This window comes from Streptomyces sp. NPDC021093, from assembly GCF_044333135.1.
Taxonomy (GTDB): domain Bacteria; phylum Actinomycetota; class Actinomycetes; order Streptomycetales; family Streptomycetaceae; genus Streptomyces.
The window spans coordinates 213,425-237,139 of record NZ_JBIRQJ010000014.1 but is presented as its reverse complement, the minus strand read 5'-3'; the positions used below and the strand labels follow the sequence as shown (position 1 = coordinate 237,139).

The window sequence follows — 23,715 nt, the reverse complement described above, 5'->3', positions numbered from 1 at the left end:
CGATCAGCGCGTCCTACTCGTCGTCCTCGTCCTCGTCGTCCAGCCGCGCCAGCCACGTCGCCAGCCGCTCCACCGGGACCTCGAAGTCCGGGTTGAGATCCACGAACGTACGCAGCTGCTCGGCGAGCCACTCGAAGGTGACCTCCTCCTCGCCGCGCCGCTTCTCCAGCTCTTCGATGCCACGGTCAGTGAAGTACATGGGTCAAGAATAAAACGGACGACGGGGCACCCGGTGCCGTCCCCGTCCTGATCTGCCCGATTCCCGGGGCTGCCGTGCAACCGGACGGACCGGTAGCCTCGTCGCAGTCCTAGAGGAGCAGGGGCGAAAGACACTGCGCCAGCACGGCAGTTGGGCGACCACGGGGGGTCACAGCATGAACGGCGGCATCCGCGATGCCTGAGTCGAGCCAGTGGCTGGCCGACCTCGCCGCCGCGGCCACCGTCCACTTCACCGCGGAAGGCCCGGAAGGACCGGTGCCCCCGCGCATGTGGGGCAGCGGCTTCTTCGTCGCCCCCGGGCTGATCGTCACCTGTGCGCACGTCCTGCGCGGCCCCCTGCGGGACAAGCAGGACACCGTCTTCCTGGTGCGCGGCGACGGCCTCCACGACGGGCGGCCGGTCCGCGCCCGGCTGGCCGCCTCGCTCTGGGACCTCTCCGCGGGCGGGCCCGTCCCGCCCGGCCTCGACCTCGCCGTGGTCCGCCTCGAAACGCCCGGCGTCCGCCACGAGTGCGTGTGGCTCGCCGACTGGGGCGAGCAGCCCGTCGGCAGCCTGCGCACCGTCCACGGGTACGTGCCCGAGGGCGAGGCGGGCGAGGGCGCCGGGCGGCCCTGGGCGGCGGAGACCCGGGTGCGGGTGCACGAAGGGGCACCGTACGGGCGCCGCTTCGACGAGAGCGAGGTGCGCATCCTGCCCGGTCTCTCCGGCGGACCGGTCCTCGACCCGGCGGGCGGCGCCGTCGTCGGCGTCACCAAGTCGCGCCGCCCCGACGACCTGTCCGGCGGGCTGTCCGTCGCGATCACGGCGCTGCGCCAGTTCGGCGAGCTCTACCAGGAGATCGTCCGCGAGCACGACAAGTGGCACGAGCGCCGCTGGTCGTCGGCCGGTGACGACTGGATCGGCCGCCAGTCCGTACTGCCCGGCGCCGGCGGAGCGTACGGCAGCGGCAGGTGGACGCCGGAGGACCGGCGCACCGCGCTCGGCCTGCTCGCCGCGCTGCCCCCGCCGCCCAGCCCGTACGCCGTCATCACCCTGGCCCGGATCGCCCTGCCCAGGTACCGGGTCGGCGACCCGGTGGCGGCGCCGGTCGCCTGGCGCGACGGGCACGGCGAGCTGTACGACGGGGCCACCCCGCAGCGCGCCGAGTTCTTCCTGCGCTACCTCGACGACGTACAGCGCCTCGCCGCCTCCCAGGGGCTCGGCAGCAGGGAACTCGCCGAGTGGATCGAGCAGCGCAGGGGCGGGGCGGCGGCCGGGGCGGGGCTGCGCGAGCCCGAGCCGCTGCCCGCCGCGGTGCTGCCGCGGGCCGACGACGGCGGGCCGCGCCGCTACCCGGGGCCCGACGACGACCGGCCGGTGGTCGTCCTGGAGCTGCTGCGCCTTGAGGGCGAGGGGGCCAGCTACGACTGGACGCTGCGGATGGGCGACAGCGACGGCTTCCCGGTGGACGACGGGCACGCCGTGCCCGCGGCCGACCTCATCCACGAGGTCGGCGCGCCGCTCGCCGACCTGTTCTCCCTGGTCGACGTGGACACGTGGCCCGCGGCACTCGAAATCGCCATGGATCTCGGGGAGTTCGACCACGCCGTGCACCACTGGCAGGTCAATGAAAAGGCCAACTTCCACGAGCGCGAGCTCAAGGAGCTCCTGGGGGTGCGCCGCCCGGTCGTGGTCCGTCAGCTGGAACGGCTCGGGGTGCCGAACGACGTGTGGACCGCCCGCTGGGACGCCACCCACGCCGCGCCCCGGCTCGTCGCCCGGCGCACCCCGCCGCGCGGCGGAGTCCTCACCAAGGGCCTGCTCGCCTCGTTCGCCGACGGGGAGATACCGGTGCTGTGCCGGGGCGCCCGCGACAAGATCGGCGCACGGGCGCTGGGCGACGCCATCGCCGCAGGTCACGGCATTGCGCTGTGGCACATCGAAGGGCACGCCGGGGTGCGCTGCCGGGAGTCCTGCGACGTGCTGCACGCCTTCACCGTGGCCGAACTCGCCCGCGCCGACGGCGCCGCCGAACTCCCGGACCGGCTGCGGCGGATCAGGGCGGCCATCAGCGCGGCCGACCAGCCGCACCCCGCCGGGGGCTTCGCCCTGCTGTACGACGACCCGCGGCGACCGGTGCCGGGCGACACGGACCCGTACGACTCTCCGTCATGAATGACGTCGCGAACGCAGGTCCGAATGCCGTCGCGCAGGCCGTCACGCGCGCTCCCGGGGCATCCCGCGTCACTCTGTTCGCCCGGCCACGATGGCCGGAACCAGCCTGTCCGCGCGGGGGAGTTGGGTACATTCTCAGGGGCCCGTTGCGGGCACCGACTGCCCCCGTCGGTCAGGCCACGGCACGCCACGACCGACCGACGACGAGGAGCATGCCATGAGTGTCCACGAGTGGCTGATCTACCAGGGCAAGGGGGACCCCGCCCCCGGCCGCATCGACAGCCTCCCGAAACCGCCGCGCTGGCGCCGCTTCGACGGAGCGCCGCTCACCGGCACGGTCGCCGACGCACCGCCGCTGGACGCCGCGTCGACCCGGCGGCTCGGCGACCGTACGGCACTCTCCGCACAGGACCCCACCTCGCTCCAACTCATCAACGCCGCCCTCTACTTGAGGCGGCCGCTGCTCGTCACCGGCGACCCCGGCACCGGCAAGAGCACCCTCGCCCACGAGATCGCGTACGAGCTGGGCCTGGGCCGGGTGCTGCAGTGGCCGGTCGTCAGCCGTACGGAACTGAAGGACGGGCTCTACACCTACGACGCGATCGGCCGGCTCCAGGACGCGCAGCTGTACGGCAGGCAGGAGGCCCGGCAGGCCGCGGGGCCGGACGAGCGGCCCGCCGGGCGTGACGACAGCAGCCGCGACAACAGCACCGACATCGGCCGCTACGTACGCCTCGGGCCGCTCGGTACCGCCCTGCTGCCCACCCTCCGTCCCCGTGTCCTGCTCATCGACGAGCTCGACAAGAGCGACATCGACCTGCCCAACGACCTGCTCAACGTCGTGGAGGAGGGCGAGTTCGACATCCCCGAGCTGGAGCGGATCGCCGACCGGCCGGGACAGCACACGGTCGACGTCCTCAGCGACGACGGGCGGCGGGTGCCGGTGACCGGCGGGCAGGTGCGCTGCCACGCCTTCCCGGTGATCGTCATGACCAGCAACGGGGAGCGGGAGTTCCCCGCCCCGCTGCTGCGCCGCTGCATCCACGTCCACCTCGACCCGGCGCGCGGCGAACGCCTCGCCGCCATGGTCCAGGCCCACTTCGGGGAGCGCGCCGACGAGACCCACCAGGACCTCGTCGACCTCTTCACCGAGGACCCCGGGGGTGAACTGCGGCCCACCGACCAGCTGTTGAACGCCATCTACCTCACCCGCAACGCCCAGCAGCAGGGCCTCGGCAAGCTGCTGCTGCGGCCCGCCGCCGAGCACGGGCAGCGCTGACGCCATGGCCGGCCGACGCCACGTCCTCGCCGACGGCGACCACATCAACTCCGGTGCCAGCACCGCCCAGTTGACGTCACTCGTCGCCGGTCTGCACGAGCTCGGCATCGACCCGCACCCCGACGAGCTCGCCGACGCGCTGTGGCTGGCCCGCTGGGCGCCCGCGGTGCATCCCGAACGGGTGCCGGAACAGGGCGGCCCGGCGCCGACGGAGCAGCGCCCGCCGGGACTCCGGCCGCCCGCGGACCGTACGAAGCGCTTCCCCGACACCACCCCGCCGCGCGGCATCCGGCTGCCCGCCGCCCTCACCGCCGAGCTGGCCGTGTCGGGCCCGGGACCCGGCCGCGGCGCCGAAGGCGAGGACCAGGGAGCCGCCGCGGAGGCGCCGGGCGGCCGGGTGCGGGTGCCGACCGCCGCCGCACTGCCCGAACCACTCGCCCTGCAAAGGGCGTTACGACCGCTGCGCGGCTACCGCGCGCCCACCCGCACCGCCGCGGGCCCCGACGCCCTCGACGAGCAGGCCACCGCCGACCGGGCCGCCGACACCGGCATCGTGGTGCCCGTGCTGCGCGGCAGCAGGCGGCGGGCCGCCCGAGTGCAGTTCGTGATGGACGTGTCCACCTCGATGGTGGTGTGGGAGGAGACCCTCCAGGAGCTGCGGCAGATCTGCGAACGCTCGGGTGCGTTCCGGGAGGTCCGCATCCACTACGTACGGGAGAACGCGGACGGGGACGCGGCCGTCGCCCTGTCCGCCGCCCCCGGCGCCCCGCTGCACCGGGCCGAGGAACTCCGCGACCCCACGGGGCGCCGCCTCACCCTCGTCCTGAGCGACTGCGCGGGACCCCTGTGGCGCTCGGGCAAGATGCAGCGGCTGCTGCACGGCTGGGCGGCCACCGCACCGGTCGCCGTCGTCCAGCCGCTGCCGCAGCGCATGTGGCGGCGCACCCATCTGCCCGCGATACAGGGCGAGTTGGTGCGTGGTGAGGGCCCTGCTGGGCGGCTCGCCTTCCACCCGTCGGTGGGTACGTCACCCGGTCCCGGCGCCCTCCCCGTACCCGTCCTGGCGCCCCGCCCCGGGCCGCTGCGCGCGTGGGTGCGGCTCGTCTCCGGGGCGACCGGGCAGAGCCTGCACACCGTCGCGGGATGGGTGCGCGCCGAGCACCCCGCGTCCGCCGCCCCGCGCCGCACCGACCGGGTGGTGTCCCCGGCCGACCGGGTGCGCGCCTACCGCAGGTCCGCGTCCCCCGACGCCGCCCGGCTCGCGGTCTACCTGGCCGCCGCCCCGCTCGTCCTGCCCGTCATGCAGCTCGTCCAGCGCGCCATGCTCCCCGACAGCGGGCCCGAGGTCCTCGCCGAGGTCATGCTCGGCGGACTGCTGCGGCGCGGCGGCGACGTGGGGGACCTGATCGGGTACGAGTTCATCGACGGCGTGCGCGCGGAACTGCTGGAGCAGATCGCGGTCAGCGACGCACACCTGGTCCTCAAGCACTGCTCCGCCTACCTGGAGTCCCGCTACGGGCGCACGGCCCGCAACTTCCCCGCCCTGGCGGCCGCGTACCTGGCCGGCGAGGCCGGCGAGGCCCCGCAGGGCCGCCCGGGCGCCATCGAGGACGACGGGCTGCGCGCCTTCGCCCGCGTGTCCGCCGACGTGCTGCGCCGGTTCGGTCAGACGGTGCCGGTCGCACCGGCCGAGGTGACCGCCACCGGCGGGAGCCTCGGACAACTCGCCGAACGCGCCCGGGAGTTGCTGGGCAGCTATGTCACCCGGCACGTCTCCCGCGACCTCGACGAAGCCATCTCCCTGCTGCGGACCGCCCTCGCGGGGGCCCCGGCGCCCGGCGACCTCTGGGCGCAGTACGGCGCCGCGCTGCACCTGCGCTGGGAGGCCAGGCGCACCGTGGAGGACCTGCGGGGGGCGCTGGAGGCGTTCGCCAGGGCCGAGGCGGGCTCCCTGGGCACCGAGCTGCTGGTGCGGTGGCACGCCGCCCTGCTGGCCGTCGCCTCGGAGGTGGCGGCGGCCGGACTGGACGCGGCGGCGCTGCCCGACTTCGTACGGGAGCAGGAGCGGGGCAGCCACCCCGTGCAGCGGGTCCTGGTCGCCCTGTACCGGCAGGCCGTGCGCTGTCTGCGGGAGGCCGAGCCCGAGCGGGAGCACGCCGCGGACAGTACGTACGCGGAGCTGCTCGACACCCTGCGCGTGATGGCGTCCTGGGGCGCCGACCCGGCCTTCGCGGGCCTGCTGGAGGACGAGTACGGCGGGCCGGGACGGTGGACGGCCCGGGTCCTCGAAGACGCCGTCGACGTCGCGCTGACCTGGAACCACGTGGACACGACGGAGAGCGCGGAGTACGCCGCGAGCCTCCTCCTCGACAGCGCCATGCACCTGCTGGGGCGGGGCGAGGTCCACTGGGAGCCGCGCCCGGACCAGTTGGAGTCCGGGCGGCAGCGGGCGGGCCGGGCGGTCGAGGCGTACCGGAGGCTGGTCGCCGGGCTCGACCGGGAGCGGGGCGGCGACCGCGGTCCGGCGGACGAGGGGTCCGTGTTCGCCGAGGACTTCGGGGAGGACGCCGTCGAGGACTCCGCCGTGTCCGTTCCGGTGCCCGGCAGCGAGCACGTACGGAGCGCCGCGGATCCGGCGGCCCCGGCGGAGCCACCGGCGTCCCCGTCGGCGCCGGCCGGTCTCGACCGCCGTCTCGTCCACGCCTGCCTCGGTCTCGACTTCGCACTCCGCGCGTACCAGGAGGGCGTGCCCGAGGCCGAGGCCGAACGCCTCACCGTGCTGCGCCGGGCCCTCGCCCTCACCGGCGACGACCGCGCCCTGCGCACCCTGGTCCTCCAGCAGCTCGCCTGGGCGCTCGCCGACGCCTACGCGCGTACCGGCGACCGCGTCTACCTCGACGAGGAGATCGACGCCTGGTGGTCCTCGCTCGCCGGGCTCGAACGGAACGGCGAGTTCTCCCCGTACGCACTGGAGTCGCTCGGCGAGGCACTCATCCAGGCCGAGGAGTGGGACGACGCGGTACGGATGATGCGCGCGGCCGTCGACAACACCGCCGAGGGCGACCCCGAGATGCCCGCCCGCCGGATGGCACTCGGCCATGCGCTCCTCACCCGCTACCTGGCCCGCGAGGGCCAGTCCGACCTGCACGAGGCCGACTGGATGCTGGGCGCGGCGGCCCGCAGCAGCGAGGGGACCGAAATCGCGGCGGGCAGCTGGCAGCTGAGGGCGAAGGTCGCCGAGGAGCAGGCCGGGCGCGGCCGGTCGGCGGCCCGCTGGAACGACGCGGCCGACTACTACCGGCGGGCCGCCGAGAACGCGGGCGAGGCGGGCCTCCCCGAGGTCGAGGCCGACGCCAGGCGGCTGCGCGCCAAGGTCCTGGAACGCACGGCGGGCTCCGCCCGCGCGCTCGCCGAGTACCGGGCGGCGATGCGGCTGTACGCGGAGCTGGGGAAGCAGGGATCCCCCGGGGCCGCCGAGGCGCAGGAGGCCGTCCGGCGGCTGGACCCGCAGGGCGGTCCGGCGTGACGCCCGACTGCGGGACGGGGCCGCTGCCGGTTCTCGCCAGGCCCGCCCCCGGCGCGCCCGTCGCGCACCCCGCGCTCGCCGCCGTACTCGCCGAACTGTGCGCGAGGGAGGCACGCGGCGAGCGGACCGTCGCGTACTACGAGGACGCGCCGTACTACGAGGACGGGCCGTACTACGAGGACGGGCCGTACTACGAGTACGAGGACGCGCTGTACTGCGAGGACGGGCCGTCCCGTGAAGGCGCGGCGCATGGCTGAAAAGGTGTATGCGGAGGGCCACCTCTCCAGCCCCGCGATGCCCTCCACCTCCACGGAACCTACCGAACCCACCGTCCCCTTCCGGCAGTTCGTGCTCAAGGTGCACAGCCGGTGCAATCTCGCCTGCACGTACTGCTACATCTACGAGAGCCCCGACCGCACCTGGCGCGAGCGCCCCGCGGCCGTCACCCCCGAGACCGTGCGCGCCACCGCCCGCCGCATCGCCGAGCACGCCGCCGCGCACCGCCTGCCCCGCCTGCGCATAGAACTCCACGGCGGCGAACCCCTGTTGAAGGGCCCGGCGGCGGTGATCGCCTACACGGATGCGGTGCGTGCCGAGGTCCCCGCGCACACCGCCGTCACCGCCACCGTCCAGAGCAACGGCACCCTCCTCACCCCGTCCGTGCTCGACGCCCTCGCCGCCGCCCGCATCCGCGTCGGCCTCAGCCTCGACGGCGGCACCGCCGCGCTCAACTCCCGCCGCACCGACCACGCCGGACGCCCCTCCTGGCCCGCCGCGTCGAGGGCCGCCCGGCTGCTCGCGGACCGCCACCCGGCCTCGTACGCAGGACTGCTCTGCACCATCGACGTGGCGAGCGACCCGCACGAGGTGTACGAGAGCCTGTGCGCGCTCCGCCCGCCGGCCCTCGACTTCCTGCTGCCGCACCGGAACTGGGGACGGCAGGTCCCCGGGCGGTACCGGCCCGCCCCCACCCCGTACGGCGACTGGCTGGTCCGTGCCTTCGACCTGTGGTGGGCTGCGGCGGACGGGCAGCGGCCCAGGATCCGGCTCTTCACCGAGGTGGTGGCGCTGCTGCTGGGCGGGGAGAGCGCAGCCGAGTCCGTCGGGCTGTCCCCGCTCGCCGCCGTCGTCGTCGACACGGACGGCAGCATCGAACAGGTCGACTCGCTCAAGTCGACGTACGCGGGAGCCCCGGCCACCGGCCTCGACGTCGTGCACCACACCTTCGACGAGGCGCTGCGGCACCCGGGGATCGCCGCCCGCCACCGCGGGGTGCGGGCGCTCTCCGGCACCTGCCGCGGCTGCCCCGTCGTCCGGGTCTGCGGCGGCGGCAACTACGCCCACCGCTACTGCGCGTCGGGCGGCGGCCACCCCGTACCCGGCGACGACTTCCGGCACCCCAGCGTGTACTGCGCCGACCTGGAGCGCTTCGTCCGGCATGCCGCCCGGCGGGTGGCGGAGCAGCTGCCCCCGTGTAGCGTTCCACCAACGGGCGTGTGCCACAGATGAGTTGACGGACGAGGAGAGCCGCCCCATGTCCAGCGCGCCGCAACAGCCCCGGCCGAAGCAGTACGTAGCAGTCGTCTACGCGGGTCAGTCCCAGTCCTGGGCGGACTGGATGCGGTACCAGCTCACCCGTGCCGACGCCCGCCCCAAGCTGGTCCGCTGGGACCCGCTGCACCGCACCGCCGACGCGTCCGCGCTCACCGAGCTGCTCGACGCGCCCACCCGGGGCCGGGTCCTGATCGTCGTCGACGACTGGTTCCTGCGGCTCCCGCAGGACCGCCAGGACGCCTGGGGCGAGGTCCTGCGCGAGATCGTCCCCCGGTACGGGGAGCGGATCACCGCCGTCACCGTCACCGCCGCCACCCTCCCTCCGGCCGCCGAACCGCTGAGCCCGACCCGGCTGCGCGGCCTCGGCCCGGCCGAGGCACGGCGCAGGCTGCTCGCCACCGCCGGCCTCCGGCCCGGCGTCGCCGCCCCCGTCGACCTGGGCCGCGGTCCGCGCTTCCCCGACGACCTGCGCGAGATCGACAACGCGCCCCGGCACAACCACCGCTTCACCGGCCGCGAGAGAATCCTCGAAAGGCTCCACGACGCCTTCGCCGAGATCGGCCCGGGTGCCCGGGTCGCCCTGCACGGCCCGCCCGGCGTCGGCAAGACGCAGGTCGCCACCGAGTACGTGCACCGGCACGCGGGCGAGTACGACATCGTGTGGTGGGTCGGCGCCTCCGTCCGGCTCCGGGCCCGCTCCGAATACGCCGATCTGGCGGAGGAGTTGGGGGTAGCCCCCGTTCAGCGCGACCAGCTCAGCGACCACATCGACGCTGCCTGCGAGGAGCTCGGCCGGCGCGGCCGCTGGCTCGTCGTGCTCGACGGTGCGGAGGACCCCGAGGCCATCGAGTCGATCCTCCCGCGCGGGCCTGGGCACCTCCTCATCACCACCCCGCGCACCGAGTGGTCGGAGTACGGCGCCGAGCTGATCGAGCTGCCGCCCTTCGAGCGGGAGGAGTCCGTCGCCTTCGCCCTGCTGCGCGCCAAGCGCCTCAGCCCCGCCCACGCCGACCAGCTGGCCGCCGCCGTACAGGACCTGCCGCTGCTGATCGCCCAGACCGCCGCCTGGCTCGACATCCACCCGGCGGCCTCCGTCCCCGACTACGTACGGGACATCCGGCACGGCAACCCGCACGATGCGGAGGTCGGGCGGGCCGACAACTACCCGGCCGGATTCAAGGCCGCCTGGGGCCGCACCGTCAACGGCCTCATGGAACAGCACCCGCAGGTGTACGAACTCCTCGTCCTGCTCGCCTTCTTCTCGCCCGACGTCGTCCCCGCCCGCCTGCTGCGCACCGCCCGCGGCGGCGACCTCCCCGCCCACCTGGCGGCCCTGGTCAGCGAGCCCAGCACCTGGAACTCGGCGCTGCGCAGCCTGTCCGAGGCGACGTCGATGCGCGTCGAGTACGAGCCGGGCCCGCGCCTGGACATCGTCACCGTCGGCACCCTGCGCATGCACCGCCTCTTCCACCGCTTCGTCCGCGGCCACCTCTCCGCCGCCGACTTCGCCCGCGCGTCCGACATCGCCTGCCGGGTCCTCGTCGCGGGCGACCCGCGCGACCCGGGCGACGGCTCCACCTGGCCCCGGTACGCCGAACTCGTCCCGCACCTCGAACTCGCGGGCGCCCTCGGCTCCACCGACCGGGACGTGCGCGCGGTCGTCCTCAACTGCGTCGAGTACCTGCGGGTGCGCGGCGAGTACATCGAGGGCCGCAGGCTCAGCGCGTCCGCCGCCGACTCCTGGACGAAGCTCTCCGGGCCCACCGACCCGGACGTCCTGGTCGCCCGCCACCAGCACGCCAACATGGAACGCAGGCTCGGCTCCTACCGGGAGGCCGAGGAGATCGGCCGCGCCACCCTCGCCCTGGTGTCCTCCGGCTCCGAGGTCCGCCCCATCGAACTGGTCCGCGCCAAGAACGGCCTCGGCGGCACCCTGATGGCACTGGGCGCGTACGACGAGGCCCGCACCCTCTTCGACGAGGCGGCCAGCGACGCCACCCACCTCCTCGGCGAGTTCCAGATCCCCCGCATCCTCTCCATCCGCTCCAACCTCGCCATCACCATCGGCCTCCAGGGCCACTACCAGGAGGCCTACGACCGGCACAGCGAGATCCTGGAGGAGTCCATCCGGCTCTTCGGCGGCAAGGCCCGCCTCACCCTGCACGCGGGCCTGCACACCGCGTGGATGCTGCGGCTGCTCGGCCGCTACCGCGAGGCCCTCGACATCCAGGAACAGAACTGCCGCCTGCACGCCCAGGTCCTCGACAAGAACCACAGCGAGACCCTGATCGCCGAACACAACCTGGCCCTGTGCATGCGCCGCGACGGCAACCTCAACTACGCGTGCGCCCTGATGCGCAAGGTCCGCACGAACATCATCCGCCGCCGCGGCCCCGACCACCCCGAAGCACTCCTGGTCAGCGCCGACTACGCGATGCTGCTGCGCGACACCGGCGACCTGCCGGGCGCCCGCGAGATCGCCGAGGAGGCCGCCGCGCGCTACGAGACCCAGCTCGGCCCAACTCACCCGTACACGGCGGGGGTCCAGGACAACTGCGCGCTCATCCAGCGCGACCAGGGCGAACACACCGCCGCACTCGCGCGCTCCGAAGCCGCCCGCGCCACCATGGAGGCCGCCCTGGGCACCGGCCACGCCTGGTCGATCGGCATCGCCATGAACACCGCGTCGGCCCGTGCGACGGCGGGCGACCCGGAGGGCGCGGCGGAGCTGGGCCGCGCCGCCCTGCCCCGGGCCCGCGCCGCCGTCGGCGACTCGCACGTCCTCACCCTCAACCTGGCGGCCGGTCTCGCCCAGGACCTGCACACCGTCGGCCGCACCGAGGAGGCCGAGCAGATCCGCCAGGACGCCCTCACCCGGCTCGCCGCCCACTTCCCCGACGAGCACCAGCAGGTCCAGTACGTGCGCGACGGACGCCGCCCGTACTGGGACTTCGAACCGCAGGCGCTCTGAGGGAGCCCCGGGGCCCGGTCCCCGTACGCACGCCGAAGGGCCCGGTCCCGCGAAACCAACTCGCGGGACCGGGCCCTTCGCCTCGTACGACTACAGCTACTGCGTCAGCAGCGGTCGGCGACTACGCGTCGAAGACCTCGTTGCACAGTGCCTGCTGCTCCGCCTGGTGGCGCTTGGCCGAGCCGACCGCCGGGGACGAGCTGTGCGGGCGCGAGATGCGGCGCAGGCGCTCGCCGTGCGGGATGTCCGCGCCGACGGCCAGGTCCAGGTGGTCGATCAGGTTGAGGGCGATGAACGGCCAGGCACCCTGGTTCGCCGGCTCCTCCTGGGCCCACAGGTACTTCTCGGCGTTCGGGAACTTGGCGATCTCGGCCTGGAGCTCGGCACCCGGCAGCGGGTACAGGCGCTCAAGGCGGATGATCGCGGTGTCCGTGGCGCCGCGCTTCTGCCGCTCGGCCTCCAGGTCGTAGTAGACCTTGCCGGAGCAGAAGACGACCTTGCGGACCGCGGCCGCGTCCACCGACGAGTCGCCGATGACGGGGCGGAAGCCGCCCGTCGTGAACTCCTCGGCCTTCGACGCCGCGGCCTTCAGACGCAGCATCGACTTCGGGGTGAAGACGATGAGCGGCTTGTGGTGCGGGTTGTGGACCTGCCAGCGCAGCAGGTGGAAGTAGTTGGACGGGAGGGTCGGCATGGCGACCGTCATGTTGTCCTGGGCGCACAGCTGGAGGAAGCGCTCGATGCGGGCGGACGAGTGGTCCGGGCCCTGGCCCTCGTAGCCGTGCGGCAGGAGCAGCGTGACGCCGGAGTGCTGGCCCCACTTCTGCTCGGCGGCCGAGATGTACTCGTCGACGACGGACTGGGCGCCGTTGACGAAGTCACCGAACTGGGCCTCCCAGAGGACGAGCGCCTCGGGGCGGGCCAGCGAGTAGCCGTACTCGAAGCCCATGACCGCGTACTCGGAGAGCAGCGAGTCGTAGACGTTGTAGCGGGCCTGCTCGTCGGAGAGGTAGTTGAGGGGGGTGTAGTCCTCGCCCGTGTGCTGGTCGACCAGGACCGCGTGGCGCTGGCCGAAGGTGCCGCGGCGCGAGTCCTGGCCGGAGAGGCGGACCGGGGTGCCCTCCATGAGGAGCGAGCCGATGGCGAGGGTCTCGCCCATGCCCCAGTCGATCGTGCCGTCCTCGATCATCGCCATCCGGCGCTGCATCTGCGGCATGAGCCGCGGGTGCACGGTGACGTTGTCCGGGATGTTGACCTGGGAGGACGCGATCCGCTTGACGACCTCCTGGGAGATCGCCGTCTCCAGGGAGACCGGGAAGGTGGCCTCGGGCTGCGGGACCGGGGTGGCCGCCGGGGCCTGGGTGGCCTCGCGGACCTCCGCGAAGACCTTCTCCAGCTGGCCCTGGAAGTCCTGGAGCGCCTGCTCCGCCTCTTCCAGCGTGATGTCGCCGCGACCGATGAGGGACTCGGTGTAGAGCTTGCGCACCGAGCGCTTCTTGTCGATCAGGGTGTACATCTGCGGGTTGGTGAAGGACGGGTTGTCCGTCTCGTTGTGCCCGCGGCGGCGGTAGCAGATCAGGTCGATGACGACGTCCTTGTTGAACGTCTGGCGGAACTCGAAGGCGAGGCGCGCGACGCGGACCACGGCCTCCGGGTCGTCGCCGTTCACGTGGAAGATCGGCGCCTCGATCATGCGGGCCACGTCCGTGGCGTACATGGAGGAGCGGGCCGACTCCGGGGAGGCCGTGAAGCCGACCTGGTTGTTGATCACGATGTGGATCGTGCCGCCGGTGCGGTAGCCGCGCAGCTGCGACATGTTCAGGGTCTCGGCCACGACGCCCTGGCCCGCGAAGGCTGCGTCGCCGTGCAGCGCGAGGGGCAGGACCGTGAAGTCCGTGCCGCCCTTGTTGATGATGTCCTGCTTGGCGCGGGCGATGCCCTCGATGATCGGGTCGACCGTCTCCAGGTGGGACGGGTTCGCGGCGAGCGAGACCTTGATCTGCTCACCGTCCAGACCGGTGAAGGTGCCCTGGGCGCCCAGGTGGTACTTCACGTCGCCGGAGCCGTGCATCGACGTCGGGTCGAGGTTGCCCTCGAACTCGCGGAAGATCTGGGCGTACGACTTGCCCACGATGTTCGCGAGGACGTTCAGCCGGCCGCGGTGGGCCATGCCGATGACGACCTCGTCCAGGCGCGACTCGGCAGCGCTGTCGATGACGGCGTCGAGCAGCGGGATGACCGACTCGCCGCCTTCGAGGCTGAAGCGCTTCTGGCCGACGTACTTGGTCTGCAGGAAGGTCTCGAAGGCCTCGGCCGCGTTGAGGCGGCGGAGGATGCGGAGCTGCTCCTCGCGCTCGGGCTTCGAGTGCGGGCGCTCCACGCGGTCCTGGATCCACTTGCGCTGCTTCGGGTCCTGGATGTGCATGAACTCGATGCCGGTGGTGCGGCAGTACGAGTCGCGCAGCACGCCGAGGATGTCGCGGAGCTTCATCATCGACTTGGAGGCGAAGCCGCCGACGGCGAACTCGCGCTCCAGGTCCCACAGCGTCAGCCCGTGCTCGTTGATGTCGAGGTCGGGGTGCTTGCGCTGCTTGTACTCCAGCGGGTCGGTGTCGGCCATGACGTGGCCGCGCACCCGGTAGGAGTGGATCAGCTCGAAGACGCGGGCGGCCTTCGTCACGTCGTTGTCGTGCGAGGTGTCGATGTCCTTGAGCCAGCGGACCGGCTCGTAGGGGATCCGCAGCGCCTTGAAGATGTCGTCGTAGAACCCGGTGTCGCCCAGCAGCAGGTTGGCGACGACGCGCAGGAACTCGCCGGAGGCGGCGCCCTGGATCACCCGGTGGTCGTACGTCGAGGTCAGGGTCATGACCTTCGAGATACCGAGCTTGTTGAGGGTGTCCTGGCTGGTGCCCTGGAACTCGGCCGGGTAGTCCATCGAGCCGACGCCCATGATGACCGACTGTCCGGGCATCAGGCGCGGCACCGAGTGGACGGTGCCGAGGCCGCCCGGGTTGGTGAGGGAGACCGTCACACCGGTGAAGTCGTCCATCGTCAGCTTGTTGTCGCGGGCCCGGCGGACGATGTCCTCGTAGGCCTGCCAGAACTCGAAGAAGTCGAGCGTCTCGGCCTTCTTGATGCCGGCGACGACGAGTTGGCGGTCGCCGTTCGGCTTCACCAGGTCGATCGCGAGACCGAAGTTGATGTGCTCCGGCTTCACCAGGGTCGGCTTGCCGTCCTTCACGGTGAAGGAGTAGTTCATCGACGGCATGGCCTTGATGGCCTGCACCATCGCGAAGCCGATGAGGTGGGTGAAGGAGATCTTCCCGCCCCGGGCCCGCTTCAGGTGGTTGTTGATGACGATGCGGTTGTCGAAGAGCAGCTTCACCGGCACGGCGCGCACGGACGTGGCCGTGGGCACCTCGACGGAGGCGTTCATGTTCTTCGCGACGGCGGCGGCGGGGCCGCGAAGGGTGACGAACTCGGGGCCGGCCGGGGCGGTGGCCCCGTCGGCAGGAGCGGGCTTCACAGGTGCGGCCTTCTGAGCGGGAGCGGATGCCTTGGCGACGGCGGGAGCGGGTGCGGGTGCCTGGACGGCGGGCTTGGCGGCGGCCGGAGCCGGCGCGGCCTGGGCGGCGGGCGCGGCCGGCGTGCTCGCGGGCTGTGCCGCGGCGGCCGGGGTGCCCGTGGCGGGGGCCTGCGCGGCGGGCGCGGCCTGCGTCGCGGCGGAGGGCGTCGGTGCGCCCTGGGCCGGGGCGGCCGCGGATGCGGGGACCGACTTCTCGCCCGTACCGCCGGAGACTCCCGCGCCCGGCTTGTAGTCGGCGAAGAAGTCCCACCACGCTCGGTCGACGGAACTGGGGTCCTGGAGGTACTGCTGGTAGATCTCGTCGACGAGCCACTCATTGGGACCGAAGGCCGCGGCAGGGTTCTTCCCCTGCCCGTCCTGGTCGGTCGACGAGAGACTTGAGCTACTGGGGGACTGAGACGACACGGCGTTAACCGCCCTCTTCCGCTTCGCAAGGTGGTGGACAGCGGAAATAAAGGCTACGCCTCCCCGGCCGGGAGATGCAGACCGGGCGGGTCAACCGTCGCGTAAGTCACATCGGAGAGCTGGTTTCGGCGCACGAATTGGCGGGAAACAAGCGTGGTTCCGCTGTGGACCTCTCGTCAACCGGGTGCGAGCCGGGTGCATCCGACCGAGGACACGGCCGTTAGATCCGCATCCTGGCAGGACGGACGCAGAACGTCCGTTTCTGGTTCGAACCCTACGTCAACCGCGTGCGCGAGCGGTCCCCGGAAGGGTGACCTGAATCCGGCAGCCGCGTTCGGATTCGGCCACGCCGATCCGGCCGCCGTGCAGTTCCACCGCCCAGCGCGCGATGGCCAGGCCGAGGCCCGTACCGCCGTCGCTGCCCGAACCGGGCTTGGCGGGTGCCTTCCCCTGGTTGAACCGCTCGAAAACCCGGTGCCACTCCGACTTCGGTATGCCGGGCCCCTCGTCCAGGACCTCCAGGTCCAGGCTGTCGGGCAGCTCTCCCGGCCGCGCCCGCACGGTGACCCGCCCGTGCGGGGGGCTGTGCTTCACGGCGTTGTCGATGAGGTTGGCGACGACCTGGTGCAGCCGCTCCTGGTCCGCGTGCGCGGTCAGCTCGGGCGGCGACACGTCCAGGTGCAGATGTACGTCCTTGCGGGTGTGGTGCCCGGACCCGGAGACCAGGCCGCGCTGCGCGGCGGCCAGATTGGCCTCCTTGAGCACGCCCGACAGATACGGCCACACCTCGAAGCGGTGCGCCTTCAGCGGTACGACGCCGTTGTCCAGCCGGGCCAGGTCCAGCAGGGTCTCCACCAGACCGCCGAGCCGCTCGGTCTGCTTGAGCGCGGTCCGCATGGTCTCCGGATCGGCGGCCACGACGCCGTCGACGACGTTCTCCAGGACGGCACGGAGCGCCGCGATGGGGGTGCGCAGTTCGTGCGAGACGTTCGCGACCAGTTCCTTGCGGTTCTGGTCGACGGCCCCCAGCTCGTCCGCCATGCGGTTGAGCGTGGTGGCCAGACCGCCGAGCTCGTCGCGCCTGCCCTCGCCGCCGACCCGCCGCGTGTAGTCGCCCTGCGCCATCGCGGCGGCGACGTCCCGCATCTCGTCGAGCGGCTTGGTGAGGTTGTGCGCCACGAACTGGGTGATCAGCATCGACGCGATGATCGAGAAGACGGTGATGAAGCGCAGCTCGGTCTTGGTGGCGAGCGCCACCATGACCAGGCCCGTGGTGAGGGCCACCGACACGACGACGAGCGAGATCAGCTTCGCCCTGATGGTGAAGGGGCGCCGGGTGAAGGACCGGGACACCAGGGACCGGACGCCGAGCAGGAACCCCTGGTTCAGGAACCTGCCGGAGCGGAGCCTCTCCCGCAGCGGACGGCGGACGCGGTGCCCGCAGTCGGGGCATCTGAGGACCGGGCGCGACTCCTGCCGCTGCCCCGGCACCCATCGCCGTACCGTCCGTCGCCGCGCCTTCTCCGTGTTCATCGTCCCGGCCGCGGTGCTCACGGCGCCGGCGTCTCCAGCGCGTAACCCACGCCGTGCACCGTACGGATGCGCTCCGCGCCGATCTTGCGCCGCAGCGCCTTGATGTGGCTGTCGACGGTCCGGGTGCCCGACGCGTCGGCCCAGTCCCACACCTCGGCGAGCAGCTGCTCGCGGGAGAGGACCGCACGCGGCGTGTTCGCCAGACAGACCAGCAGGTCGAACTCGGTGGGCGTGAGGTGGACGTCCTCGCCGTGCACCCGCACCCGCCGCTGTGCGTGGTCGATCTCCAGCTCGCCGAGGCGGAGGATGCCGCTGCGCGGAGTGGCGGCGGCGATCGTCGCCCGCTCCACCCGGCGCAGCAGTACGTGCACCCGCGCCGCCAGCTCACGCATGGAGAACGGTTTCGTCATGTAGTCGTCGGCGCCGACCCCGAGCCCGACGAGCATGTCGGTCTCGTCGTCGCGTGCGGTGAGCATGAGCACCGGCACCGGGCGCTGCGCCTGGACCCGGCGGCAGACTTCGAGCCCGTCGAAGCCCGGCAGCATGATGTCGAGGACCATGAGGTCCGGCTGCCAGGCCTCGGCCGTGTCCACGGCCGCAGGGCCGTCGCCCGCCGTCTGCACCTGGAAGCCCTCGGCCCGAAGCCGGGCCGCGATGTTGTCCACGATCGTGGAATCGTCCTCGACGACCAGTACCCGGCGCTGTGCGCCGGGAGTGGCCGCGAGGCCGTTGTGGCTGGTGTGTGTCTGCTCCATCGCCCCGCCCCTGGAGTGCGTTCGTAAGATCCCGCGGTCAGGTGAGCAGCGTAAGGGCACTGACCAGCTCACGGCTACGCGGTGCAACGGCCCCTACAGGCCCCGAAAGCGACGCCGCGGGCAACTCATTCCTCATCGCCCGAATCTCGCTGAATACGACATTCCGCAATGACTCTTCGAAAGTCCCGGCGCCGCTACTCGCCCTGTGCACAAGGAGGTAGACGTTGCGTAGGCATCGTGCCGCACTGTGGTGGCTCGGTAACCCGTTGCTCACCGGGGACATGGTTGTACGCGCAAACGTGTAGGACTTGTGAATGTTGCCTCGGGTGGGGCACCGGAGGCTGTCGGCACCCCTCGTCCCGGCCCGCTCACGTGTACTTCCCGGCCCGCTGCGACCGTGCCCGACGCGACAGATGAGGGGAAGGTTGCCTCGGCCGCACCCGATGTGACGTGAGTCATAGACGTGGTGGGAGAATCCGGCGGAGGGTGAGCGTTGTCTGCTTCAGAAGCAGCAAGCGAACGCGAGAGACGCGGCCGAGGGACACGGGCGTGGCTTGACGATTCCGGCCGCCCGCCCCGGGGCGCGGTGCCCGGGGGAAAGAGGCCTCACGCAGTGCACCGTGCAGCAATGAAGCAGAAGAAGCACGACGGGGCGGTCGAGGACACGGGCGTGCCCTGCGGGCCGGAGTCCGGGGCGAGGTCGGAGTCAGGGCCGGGGCTGGAGTCCGGGTCGGGACTGGAGTCCGCGCCGGGGCCGGGAGCGCTGTCCGATGCATCTGTCGTCGCGGGAGCACCTGCCATCGCGGGAGGACCTGCCGTCACTGGTGCATCTGGCATCGCGGACGCACCTGCCGCCGGGGACGCACCTGCCGTCACGGGTGTGCGTGCCGCCGCCGACCTGCCTGCCGGGCCCGATCGGCGCTGGCACCTCTGGCACCTGCTGCCCACCCCCACCGGCACCCCCTTCACCTTCTGTTACGCCCTGGTCCTGATCGCGACCTCTCTCTACGCGCAGTTCGGCGACCCGGCCACCGTCTCCGCGATGCTGCGCGGTTCCAGCACCGACGTCGCCCACCTCACGCACACCCCGATCGTCGCCCTGGCGGGCAGCGCGCTGTGGGTGGCCGGAGGGCTGGCCTCTCCGTACGCCCTCGGGTTCCTGGTGATCCTCACCGCGCTGGAGCGCCGCATCGGCGGACTCCGCGCCGCGGGGGTCTTCGCCTTCGGGCACGTCGTCGCCTCGCTGGCCACCGAAGTCCCGGTCGGCATCGCCGTCTGGGTCGGGCACCTGCCCGAAACCTCCCTCCACCGGCTCGACTTCGGCATCAGCTTCGGCCTGATGGCGTCCGTGGGCGCGCTCGCCGGGGTGCTGCGGCTGAAGTGGCTGCGGTGGGGGCTGCTGGGCGCCGTTTCGCTCGTACTGCTGCAGGACCTGATCGCGTACACCGACCCGCTGACCGCGCTCGGCCACCCGCTGGCCCTGTGCCTGGGGCTGGCGACCTGGCCGCTCGTACGGCGCTGGAAGGCGGAGCGGGCCGCTCCCTCGTACCTCTGATCGGTCGGGGTCGATCGGACGGGGCGGACCGATCGGGCGGGGCGGATCAGCCGAGGCCCGGCAGGGCGGCGATGATCCGGTCCAGCTTCGGGACCTTCTTCATGCCGTCCGTGACGACCTCGCGCCCCTGGTAGACCACGGCGGTGGCGATCCCGTCCGCGATCGGAGGGCTGGCGACCGACACCCGGGGCAGCGTCGCGAAGTCCGAATCGGCGAGGGCGGCGCGGAGTTCGGCCAGCTCGGCCGGGGCCATCCGCCCGGTCTTCGGGGGCTTCTTACGGTCCAGGGCGGTGTACGACCCGTCGTCGTTCACCACGACACTGCGGTGCCGGCCGTCGATGCCGCCGCTGAGGGTGCCGGCGACGAGCCGCTTCGGCTTCCCGGGTACGGACGTGGTGGGCTCCGGGGGCGAGGACGGCGGGAGTCCGGTGGGCGGGGCGGTGGTCGGTGCCGGAGCGGTGCCCGGCGGTGTGCCGGTGCTCGGTGAGGTGCCCGCCGAAGTACCGGCCGACGGGCCCGTGCTGCCGGTGACCGTCCCGGGGTCGGCGATCGTCCCCTTGCCGCAGCCCGTCAGCAGCAGCCCGCACAGGGCTGCCGCCGCCATCGCTCCCGTACCTGCCCGTGCCCCTGCCCCAGTCCGTGCTCCGGCCCGTGCTCCGGCCCGTGCCCCAGCTCGTGCGGATCGCCATCGCATGGTGCTCCCGTCGTGTGCCGTGTCGTCTGCTGCTGCCTGTTGTCGCTCTGACGTACGGACCGCACCATCGCGTTCCACTCGCGGGAACCCCGGGGGTTATGCCCGGAACACTCCCGTCAGCGCCGAGTGCCGGTGCCAGCCCAGGGTCGAGTACAGCGCGCGGCCGTCGTCCGTCGCGCCGAGCACGCAGTCCTCGGCGCCCTGCTGCGCCGCGTACGCCTGGAGGGTGCGCATCATCAGGGTGCCGAGGCCCCTGCGCCGGTGCACCGGGTTGGTCTCCACCTGGTCGACGACCGCCGTGCGTCCGGTGACCGCGACCTGGCCGCGCACGCCGAGGGAGCCGTCGGCGGCCAGCACCAGTACGTGGGTCAGCCCGGCCCGGGTCCAGCTGCGCCGGATGTAGCCGGTCGGTACGTCGGGGGCGGACATGTCCGCGGTGAGCTCCAGCGACATCAGATGGCCGGGGGTGTCGTACTCCCAGCCCTCGACCAGCCACGGCGCCACCGCCTCCGGCGGCTCCACGAACTTGATCCAGGTGCCGGGCGCCGCGTCCGCGTGCAGCAGCTTGCGGACCGTCGCCTCGTCGGAGGAGTACCGGTCGAACAGGACGTGCCGGGTGACGGCCTTCGGCAGGCCGATGTCGATCGTCACGCCCCACGGCTGCGGCACCGGATCGGCGGCCCCGCGCGAGACGGCCCACCCCTCGGCCCAGGCGCTTACGGCGTCGGTGGTGGTGGCGAAGGCCATGAGGTTCCCCCTGCTGTCCGCTGTGGTGAGTAATGGTCACTGTTAATCAGGGGCTATTACATCTCGCGGGAGCGTCCGACGTCGACGGCTGATCGCTCAGAGCGAACACGGATTGGGGAACACTGGGCAGCTCACATGCATTGAGTCCACATAGCTCAACTTCACTGCCCAAGGGGAGATCATGGCATCGACGTCCACACCGCTCACCCTGCCCGTGCTGCCGCTCGACGACGAGGTCGTGCTGCCCGGGATGGTGGTGCCCCTGGACCTGTCCGACACCGAGGTGCGTGCGGCGGTCGAGGCGGCACAGGCCGCTGCTCGTGCCGGCGGCGCTTCTTCAGACAGCAGCAAGCCGCAGGTGCTTCTTGTTCCGCGCGTCGACGGCACCTACGCCGGTACGGGCGTGCTCGGCACCGTCGAGCAGGTCGGCCGGCTGTCCGACGGCGACCCCGGCGCCCTCATCCGGGCCCGCGACCGCGTCAGGATCGGCGCGGGCACGACCGGGCCCGGCGCGGCGCTCTGGGTCGAGGGCGTACGGATCGAGGAGGCCGACCCCGACCCCCTGCCGGGTGCGGTCGCCGAGCTGGTCAGGGAGTACAAGGCCCTCGCCACCGCCTGGCTGAAGAAGCGCGGCGCCTGGCAGGTCGTGGACCGCGTCCAGCAGATCGAGGGCGTTTCCGCGCTCGCCGACAACTCGGGCTACTCGCCCTTCCTCACCACCGCCCAGAAGATCGAACTCCTTGAGACCGCCGACCCGGTCGCCCGCCTGCGCCTGGCGCTGGCCGCGCTGAGCGAGCACCTCGCCGAGCAGGACGTCGCCGAGACCATCGCCAAGGACGTCCAGGAGGGCGTCGACAAGCAGCAGCGCGAGTTCCTGCTGCGCAAGCAGCTCGACGCCGTGCGCAAGGAGCTGCGGGAGCTCAACGGCGAGTCGGACGGCGAGGAGTCCGACGACTACCGGGCCCGCGTCGAGGCCGCCGACCTGCCCGAGAAGGTGCGCGATGCCGCCCTCAAGGAGGTCGAGAAGCTGGAGCGGTCCAGCGACCAGTCCCCGGAGGGGTCCTGGATCAGGACCTGGCTCGACACCGTCCTCGAACTCCCCTGGAACGAGCACACCGAGGACCAGTACGACATCAAGGGCGCCCGCGAGGTCCTGGACGCCGAGCACGCCGGCCTGGACGACGTGAAGGAGCGCATCACCGAGTACCTGGCGGTGCGCAAGCGCCGGGCCGACCGGGGGCTCGGCGTGGTCGGCGGCCGTCGCGGCGGTGCGGTCCTGGCCCTCGTCGGCCCGCCCGGCGTCGGCAAGACCTCGCTCGGCGAGTCCGTCGCCCACGCGATGGGGCGGAAGTTCGTCCGGGTCGCCCTCGGCGGCGTCCGCGACGAGGCCGAGATCCGCGGCCACCGGCGTACGTACGTCGGCGCGCTGCCCGGCCGTATCGTCCGCGCCATCAAGGAGGCCGGGTCGATGAACCCCGTCGTCCTCCTCGACGAGATCGACAAGGTGGGCTCGGACTTCCGCGGCGACCCGGCCGCAGCCCTGCTCGAAGTCCTGGACCCGGCCCAGAACCACACCTTCCGCGACCACTACCTGGAGGTCGAACTCGACCTCTCCGACGTGGTCTTCCTCGCCACGGCCAACGTCCTGGAAGCCATCCCCGAGGCCCTCCTCGACCGCATGGAACTGGTCCGCCTCGACGGCTACACCGAGGACGAGAAGGTCGTCATCGCCCGCGACCACCTGCTGCCGCGCCAGCTCGACCGGGCGGGCCTGGAGCCGGGCGAGGTCACCCTCGACGAGTCGGCGCTGCGCAAGCTGGCGGGCGAGTACACCCGTGAAGCAGGCGTACGGAACCTGGAGCGCGCGGTCTCCCGGCTCCTGCGCAAGGTGGCCGCCCAGCACGAACTGGGCGAGCGGGAGCTGCCGTTCGCCATCCAGGACGGCGACCTGCGCGACCTCATCGGGCGCCCGCACCACGTGCCCGAGTCCGCCCAGGACCCGGCGGAGCGGCGCACCGCGGTACCCGGTGTGGCCACCGGCCTCGCCGTGACCGGGGCGGGCGGCGACGTCCTCTTCGTCGAGGCCTCCCTCGCCGACGCCGAGACGGGCGGCGCGGGTCTGACCCTCACCGGCCAGCTCGGTGACGTCATGAAGGAGTCCGCGCAGATCGCGCTCTCCTTCCTCCGCTCCCACGGGGCCGAACTGGAGCTGCCGGTCCGCGACCTGAAGGACCGGGGCGTGCACATCCACTTCCCGGCGGGCGCGGTGCCCAAGGACGGGCCGAGTGCGGGCATCACCCTGACGACCGCTCTCGCCTCGCTCCTCTCCGGGCGGCAGGTCCGCAACGACGTGGCGATGACCGGCGAGGTGTCCCTCACCGGACGCGTCCTGCCCATCGGCGGCCTGAAGCAGAAGCTCCTCGCCGCGCAGCGGGCAGGCGCCACCACCGTGATCATCCCCAAGCGGAACGAGGCCGACCTGGACGACGTCCCCGCCGAGATCCTCGAAAAGCTGGAGGTCCACCCGGTGACGGACGTCCGCCAGGTGCTGGAGCTCGCGCTGGCACCGGCGCGGGTGGCCGCGCGGGTGGCCGCGTAGCCTTCAGCGCTCTCAAGTGAGAGGGGCGGTACGGGAATCGACCCCGTCCCGCCCCTCACCGCGTACGCCCGTGGGCCGGCGAGGCCCCGTACGACGACGACAACACCCCGCCGAACCATGGACGTTCCCACATGCCCC

14 protein-coding genes are annotated in these 23,715 nt (G+C 72.6%); 8 read left to right on the top strand and 6 right to left on the bottom strand.

Going from position 1 to position 23,715, the window contains the following annotated elements:
* Nucleotides 1-13: 13 nt before the first annotated feature.
* The gene (locus ACH4SP_RS36245) at nt 14-199 is read right to left on the bottom strand and encodes a DUF6104 family protein (protein ID WP_007266501.1); all 186 of its coding nucleotides are present in this window, start codon (nt 197-199) and stop codon (nt 14-16) included.
* A 194-nt stretch (nt 200-393) separates the two neighbouring features.
* Between ACH4SP_RS36245 and ACH4SP_RS36240 the strand changes: the two genes are divergently transcribed.
* The 6 genes from ACH4SP_RS36240 to fxsT all read left to right on the top strand — a co-directional run bounded on the left by ACH4SP_RS36240 (nt 394) and on the right by fxsT (nt 11,703).
* On the top strand, nt 394-2,373 hold the full coding sequence (locus tag ACH4SP_RS36240; protein ID WP_398421575.1) for a trypsin-like peptidase domain-containing protein: 1,980 nt from the start codon (nt 394-396) through the stop codon (nt 2,371-2,373).
* A gap of 217 nt (nt 2,374-2,590) precedes the next feature.
* Nucleotides 2,591-3,652 (top strand): AAA family ATPase, encoded by a 1,062-nt coding sequence (locus ACH4SP_RS36235; RefSeq protein WP_398421573.1) that lies wholly within the window; start codon nt 2,591-2,593, stop codon nt 3,650-3,652.
* Nucleotides 3,653-3,656: 4 nt separating this feature from the next.
* A complete protein-coding gene (locus ACH4SP_RS36230; protein WP_398421571.1) occupies nt 3,657-7,178 on the top strand; it encodes an SAV_2336 N-terminal domain-related protein in 3,522 nt (1,173 codons plus the stop codon).
* Complete coding sequence (locus ACH4SP_RS36225; RefSeq protein ID WP_398421569.1) at nt 7,175-7,435, top strand: hypothetical protein; 261 nt, start codon at nt 7,175-7,177, stop codon at nt 7,433-7,435. Before ACH4SP_RS36230 ends, ACH4SP_RS36225 begins: the two co-directional genes overlap by 4 nt.
* A gap of 37 nt (nt 7,436-7,472) precedes the next feature.
* Nucleotides 7,473-8,687, top strand: a complete 1,215-nt coding sequence (locus ACH4SP_RS36220; RefSeq protein ID WP_398421713.1) for an FxsB family cyclophane-forming radical SAM/SPASM peptide maturase — start codon at nt 7,473-7,475, stop codon at nt 8,685-8,687.
* Nucleotides 8,688-8,712: 25 nt separating this feature from the next.
* Entirely contained in the window at nt 8,713-11,703 is a 2,991-nt protein-coding gene (gene fxsT / locus ACH4SP_RS36215) for an FxSxx-COOH system tetratricopeptide repeat protein (protein WP_398421567.1), read from the top strand.
* A gap of 121 nt (nt 11,704-11,824) precedes the next feature.
* On the opposite strand, the gene ACH4SP_RS36210 is transcribed toward fxsT, so the two are convergent.
* From ACH4SP_RS36210 to ACH4SP_RS36200, 3 genes are all read right to left on the bottom strand, one after another.
* Nucleotides 11,825-15,694 carry a multifunctional oxoglutarate decarboxylase/oxoglutarate dehydrogenase thiamine pyrophosphate-binding subunit/dihydrolipoyllysine-residue succinyltransferase subunit gene (locus ACH4SP_RS36210; RefSeq protein WP_398421565.1) on the bottom strand — a complete coding sequence of 1,290 codons (3,870 nt, stop codon included), beginning with the start codon at nt 15,692-15,694 and terminating at the stop codon, nt 11,825-11,827.
* 279 nt (nt 15,695-15,973) lie between these two features.
* Nucleotides 15,974-17,248, bottom strand: a complete 1,275-nt coding sequence (locus ACH4SP_RS36205; protein ID WP_398421563.1) for a sensor histidine kinase — start codon at nt 17,246-17,248, stop codon at nt 15,974-15,976.
* Nucleotides 17,245-17,982, bottom strand: coding sequence for a response regulator transcription factor (locus ACH4SP_RS36200; RefSeq protein ID WP_362418308.1), 738 nt, complete (start codon nt 17,980-17,982; stop codon nt 17,245-17,247). The genes ACH4SP_RS36205 and ACH4SP_RS36200 overlap by 4 nt, the downstream gene beginning before the upstream one ends.
* A 628-nt stretch (nt 17,983-18,610) precedes the next feature.
* Between ACH4SP_RS36200 and ACH4SP_RS36195 the strand changes: the two genes are divergently transcribed.
* Entirely contained in the window at nt 18,611-19,537 is a 927-nt protein-coding gene (locus ACH4SP_RS36195; protein WP_398421560.1) for a rhomboid-like protein, read from the top strand.
* Nucleotides 19,538-19,583: 46 nt separating this feature from the next.
* Here the strand turns inward: ACH4SP_RS36195 and ACH4SP_RS36190 are convergent, their stop codons facing one another.
* Nucleotides 19,584-20,141, bottom strand: coding sequence for a hypothetical protein (locus ACH4SP_RS36190; RefSeq protein ID WP_398421558.1), 558 nt, complete (start codon nt 20,139-20,141; stop codon nt 19,584-19,586).
* A 186-nt stretch (nt 20,142-20,327) separates the two neighbouring features.
* Nucleotides 20,328-20,978, bottom strand: a complete 651-nt coding sequence (locus tag ACH4SP_RS36185; RefSeq protein WP_398421556.1) for a GNAT family N-acetyltransferase — start codon at nt 20,976-20,978, stop codon at nt 20,328-20,330.
* 181 nt (nt 20,979-21,159) lie between these two features.
* On the opposite strand from ACH4SP_RS36185, the gene lon reads away from it, so the two are divergent.
* Nucleotides 21,160-23,577: an endopeptidase La gene (gene lon, locus ACH4SP_RS36180; protein WP_398421554.1), complete on the top strand. Its 2,418-nt coding sequence runs from the start codon at nt 21,160-21,162 to the stop codon at nt 23,575-23,577.
* Nucleotides 23,578-23,715: the final 138 nt, after the last annotated feature.

What these genes read in the sequence shown, in the direction of transcription:
- ACH4SP_RS36245 (WP_007266501.1), bottom strand. Translation starts at nt 199, where the DNA reads ATGTACTTCACTGACCGTGGCATCGAAGAGCTGGAGAAGCGGCGCGGC.
- ACH4SP_RS36240 (WP_398421575.1), top strand. Translation starts at nt 394, where the DNA reads ATGCCTGAGTCGAGCCAGTGGCTGGCCGACCTCGCCGCCGCGGCCACC.
- ACH4SP_RS36235 (WP_398421573.1), top strand. Translation starts at nt 2,591, where the DNA reads ATGAGTGTCCACGAGTGGCTGATCTACCAGGGCAAGGGGGACCCCGCC.
- ACH4SP_RS36230 (WP_398421571.1), top strand. Translation starts at nt 3,657, where the DNA reads ATGGCCGGCCGACGCCACGTCCTCGCCGACGGCGACCACATCAACTCC.
- ACH4SP_RS36220 (WP_398421713.1), top strand. Translation starts at nt 7,473, where the DNA reads ATGCCCTCCACCTCCACGGAACCTACCGAACCCACCGTCCCCTTCCGG.
- fxsT (WP_398421567.1), top strand. Translation starts at nt 8,713, where the DNA reads ATGTCCAGCGCGCCGCAACAGCCCCGGCCGAAGCAGTACGTAGCAGTC.
- ACH4SP_RS36200 (WP_362418308.1), bottom strand. Translation starts at nt 17,982, where the DNA reads ATGGAGCAGACACACACCAGCCACAACGGCCTCGCGGCCACTCCCGGC.
- ACH4SP_RS36195 (WP_398421560.1), top strand. Translation starts at nt 18,611, where the DNA reads ATGAAGCAGAAGAAGCACGACGGGGCGGTCGAGGACACGGGCGTGCCC.
- ACH4SP_RS36190 (WP_398421558.1), bottom strand. Translation starts at nt 20,141, where the DNA reads ATGGCGGCGGCAGCCCTGTGCGGGCTGCTGCTGACGGGCTGCGGCAAG.
- ACH4SP_RS36185 (WP_398421556.1), bottom strand. Translation starts at nt 20,978, where the DNA reads ATGGCCTTCGCCACCACCACCGACGCCGTAAGCGCCTGGGCCGAGGGG.
- lon (WP_398421554.1), top strand. Translation starts at nt 21,160, where the DNA reads ATGGCATCGACGTCCACACCGCTCACCCTGCCCGTGCTGCCGCTCGAC.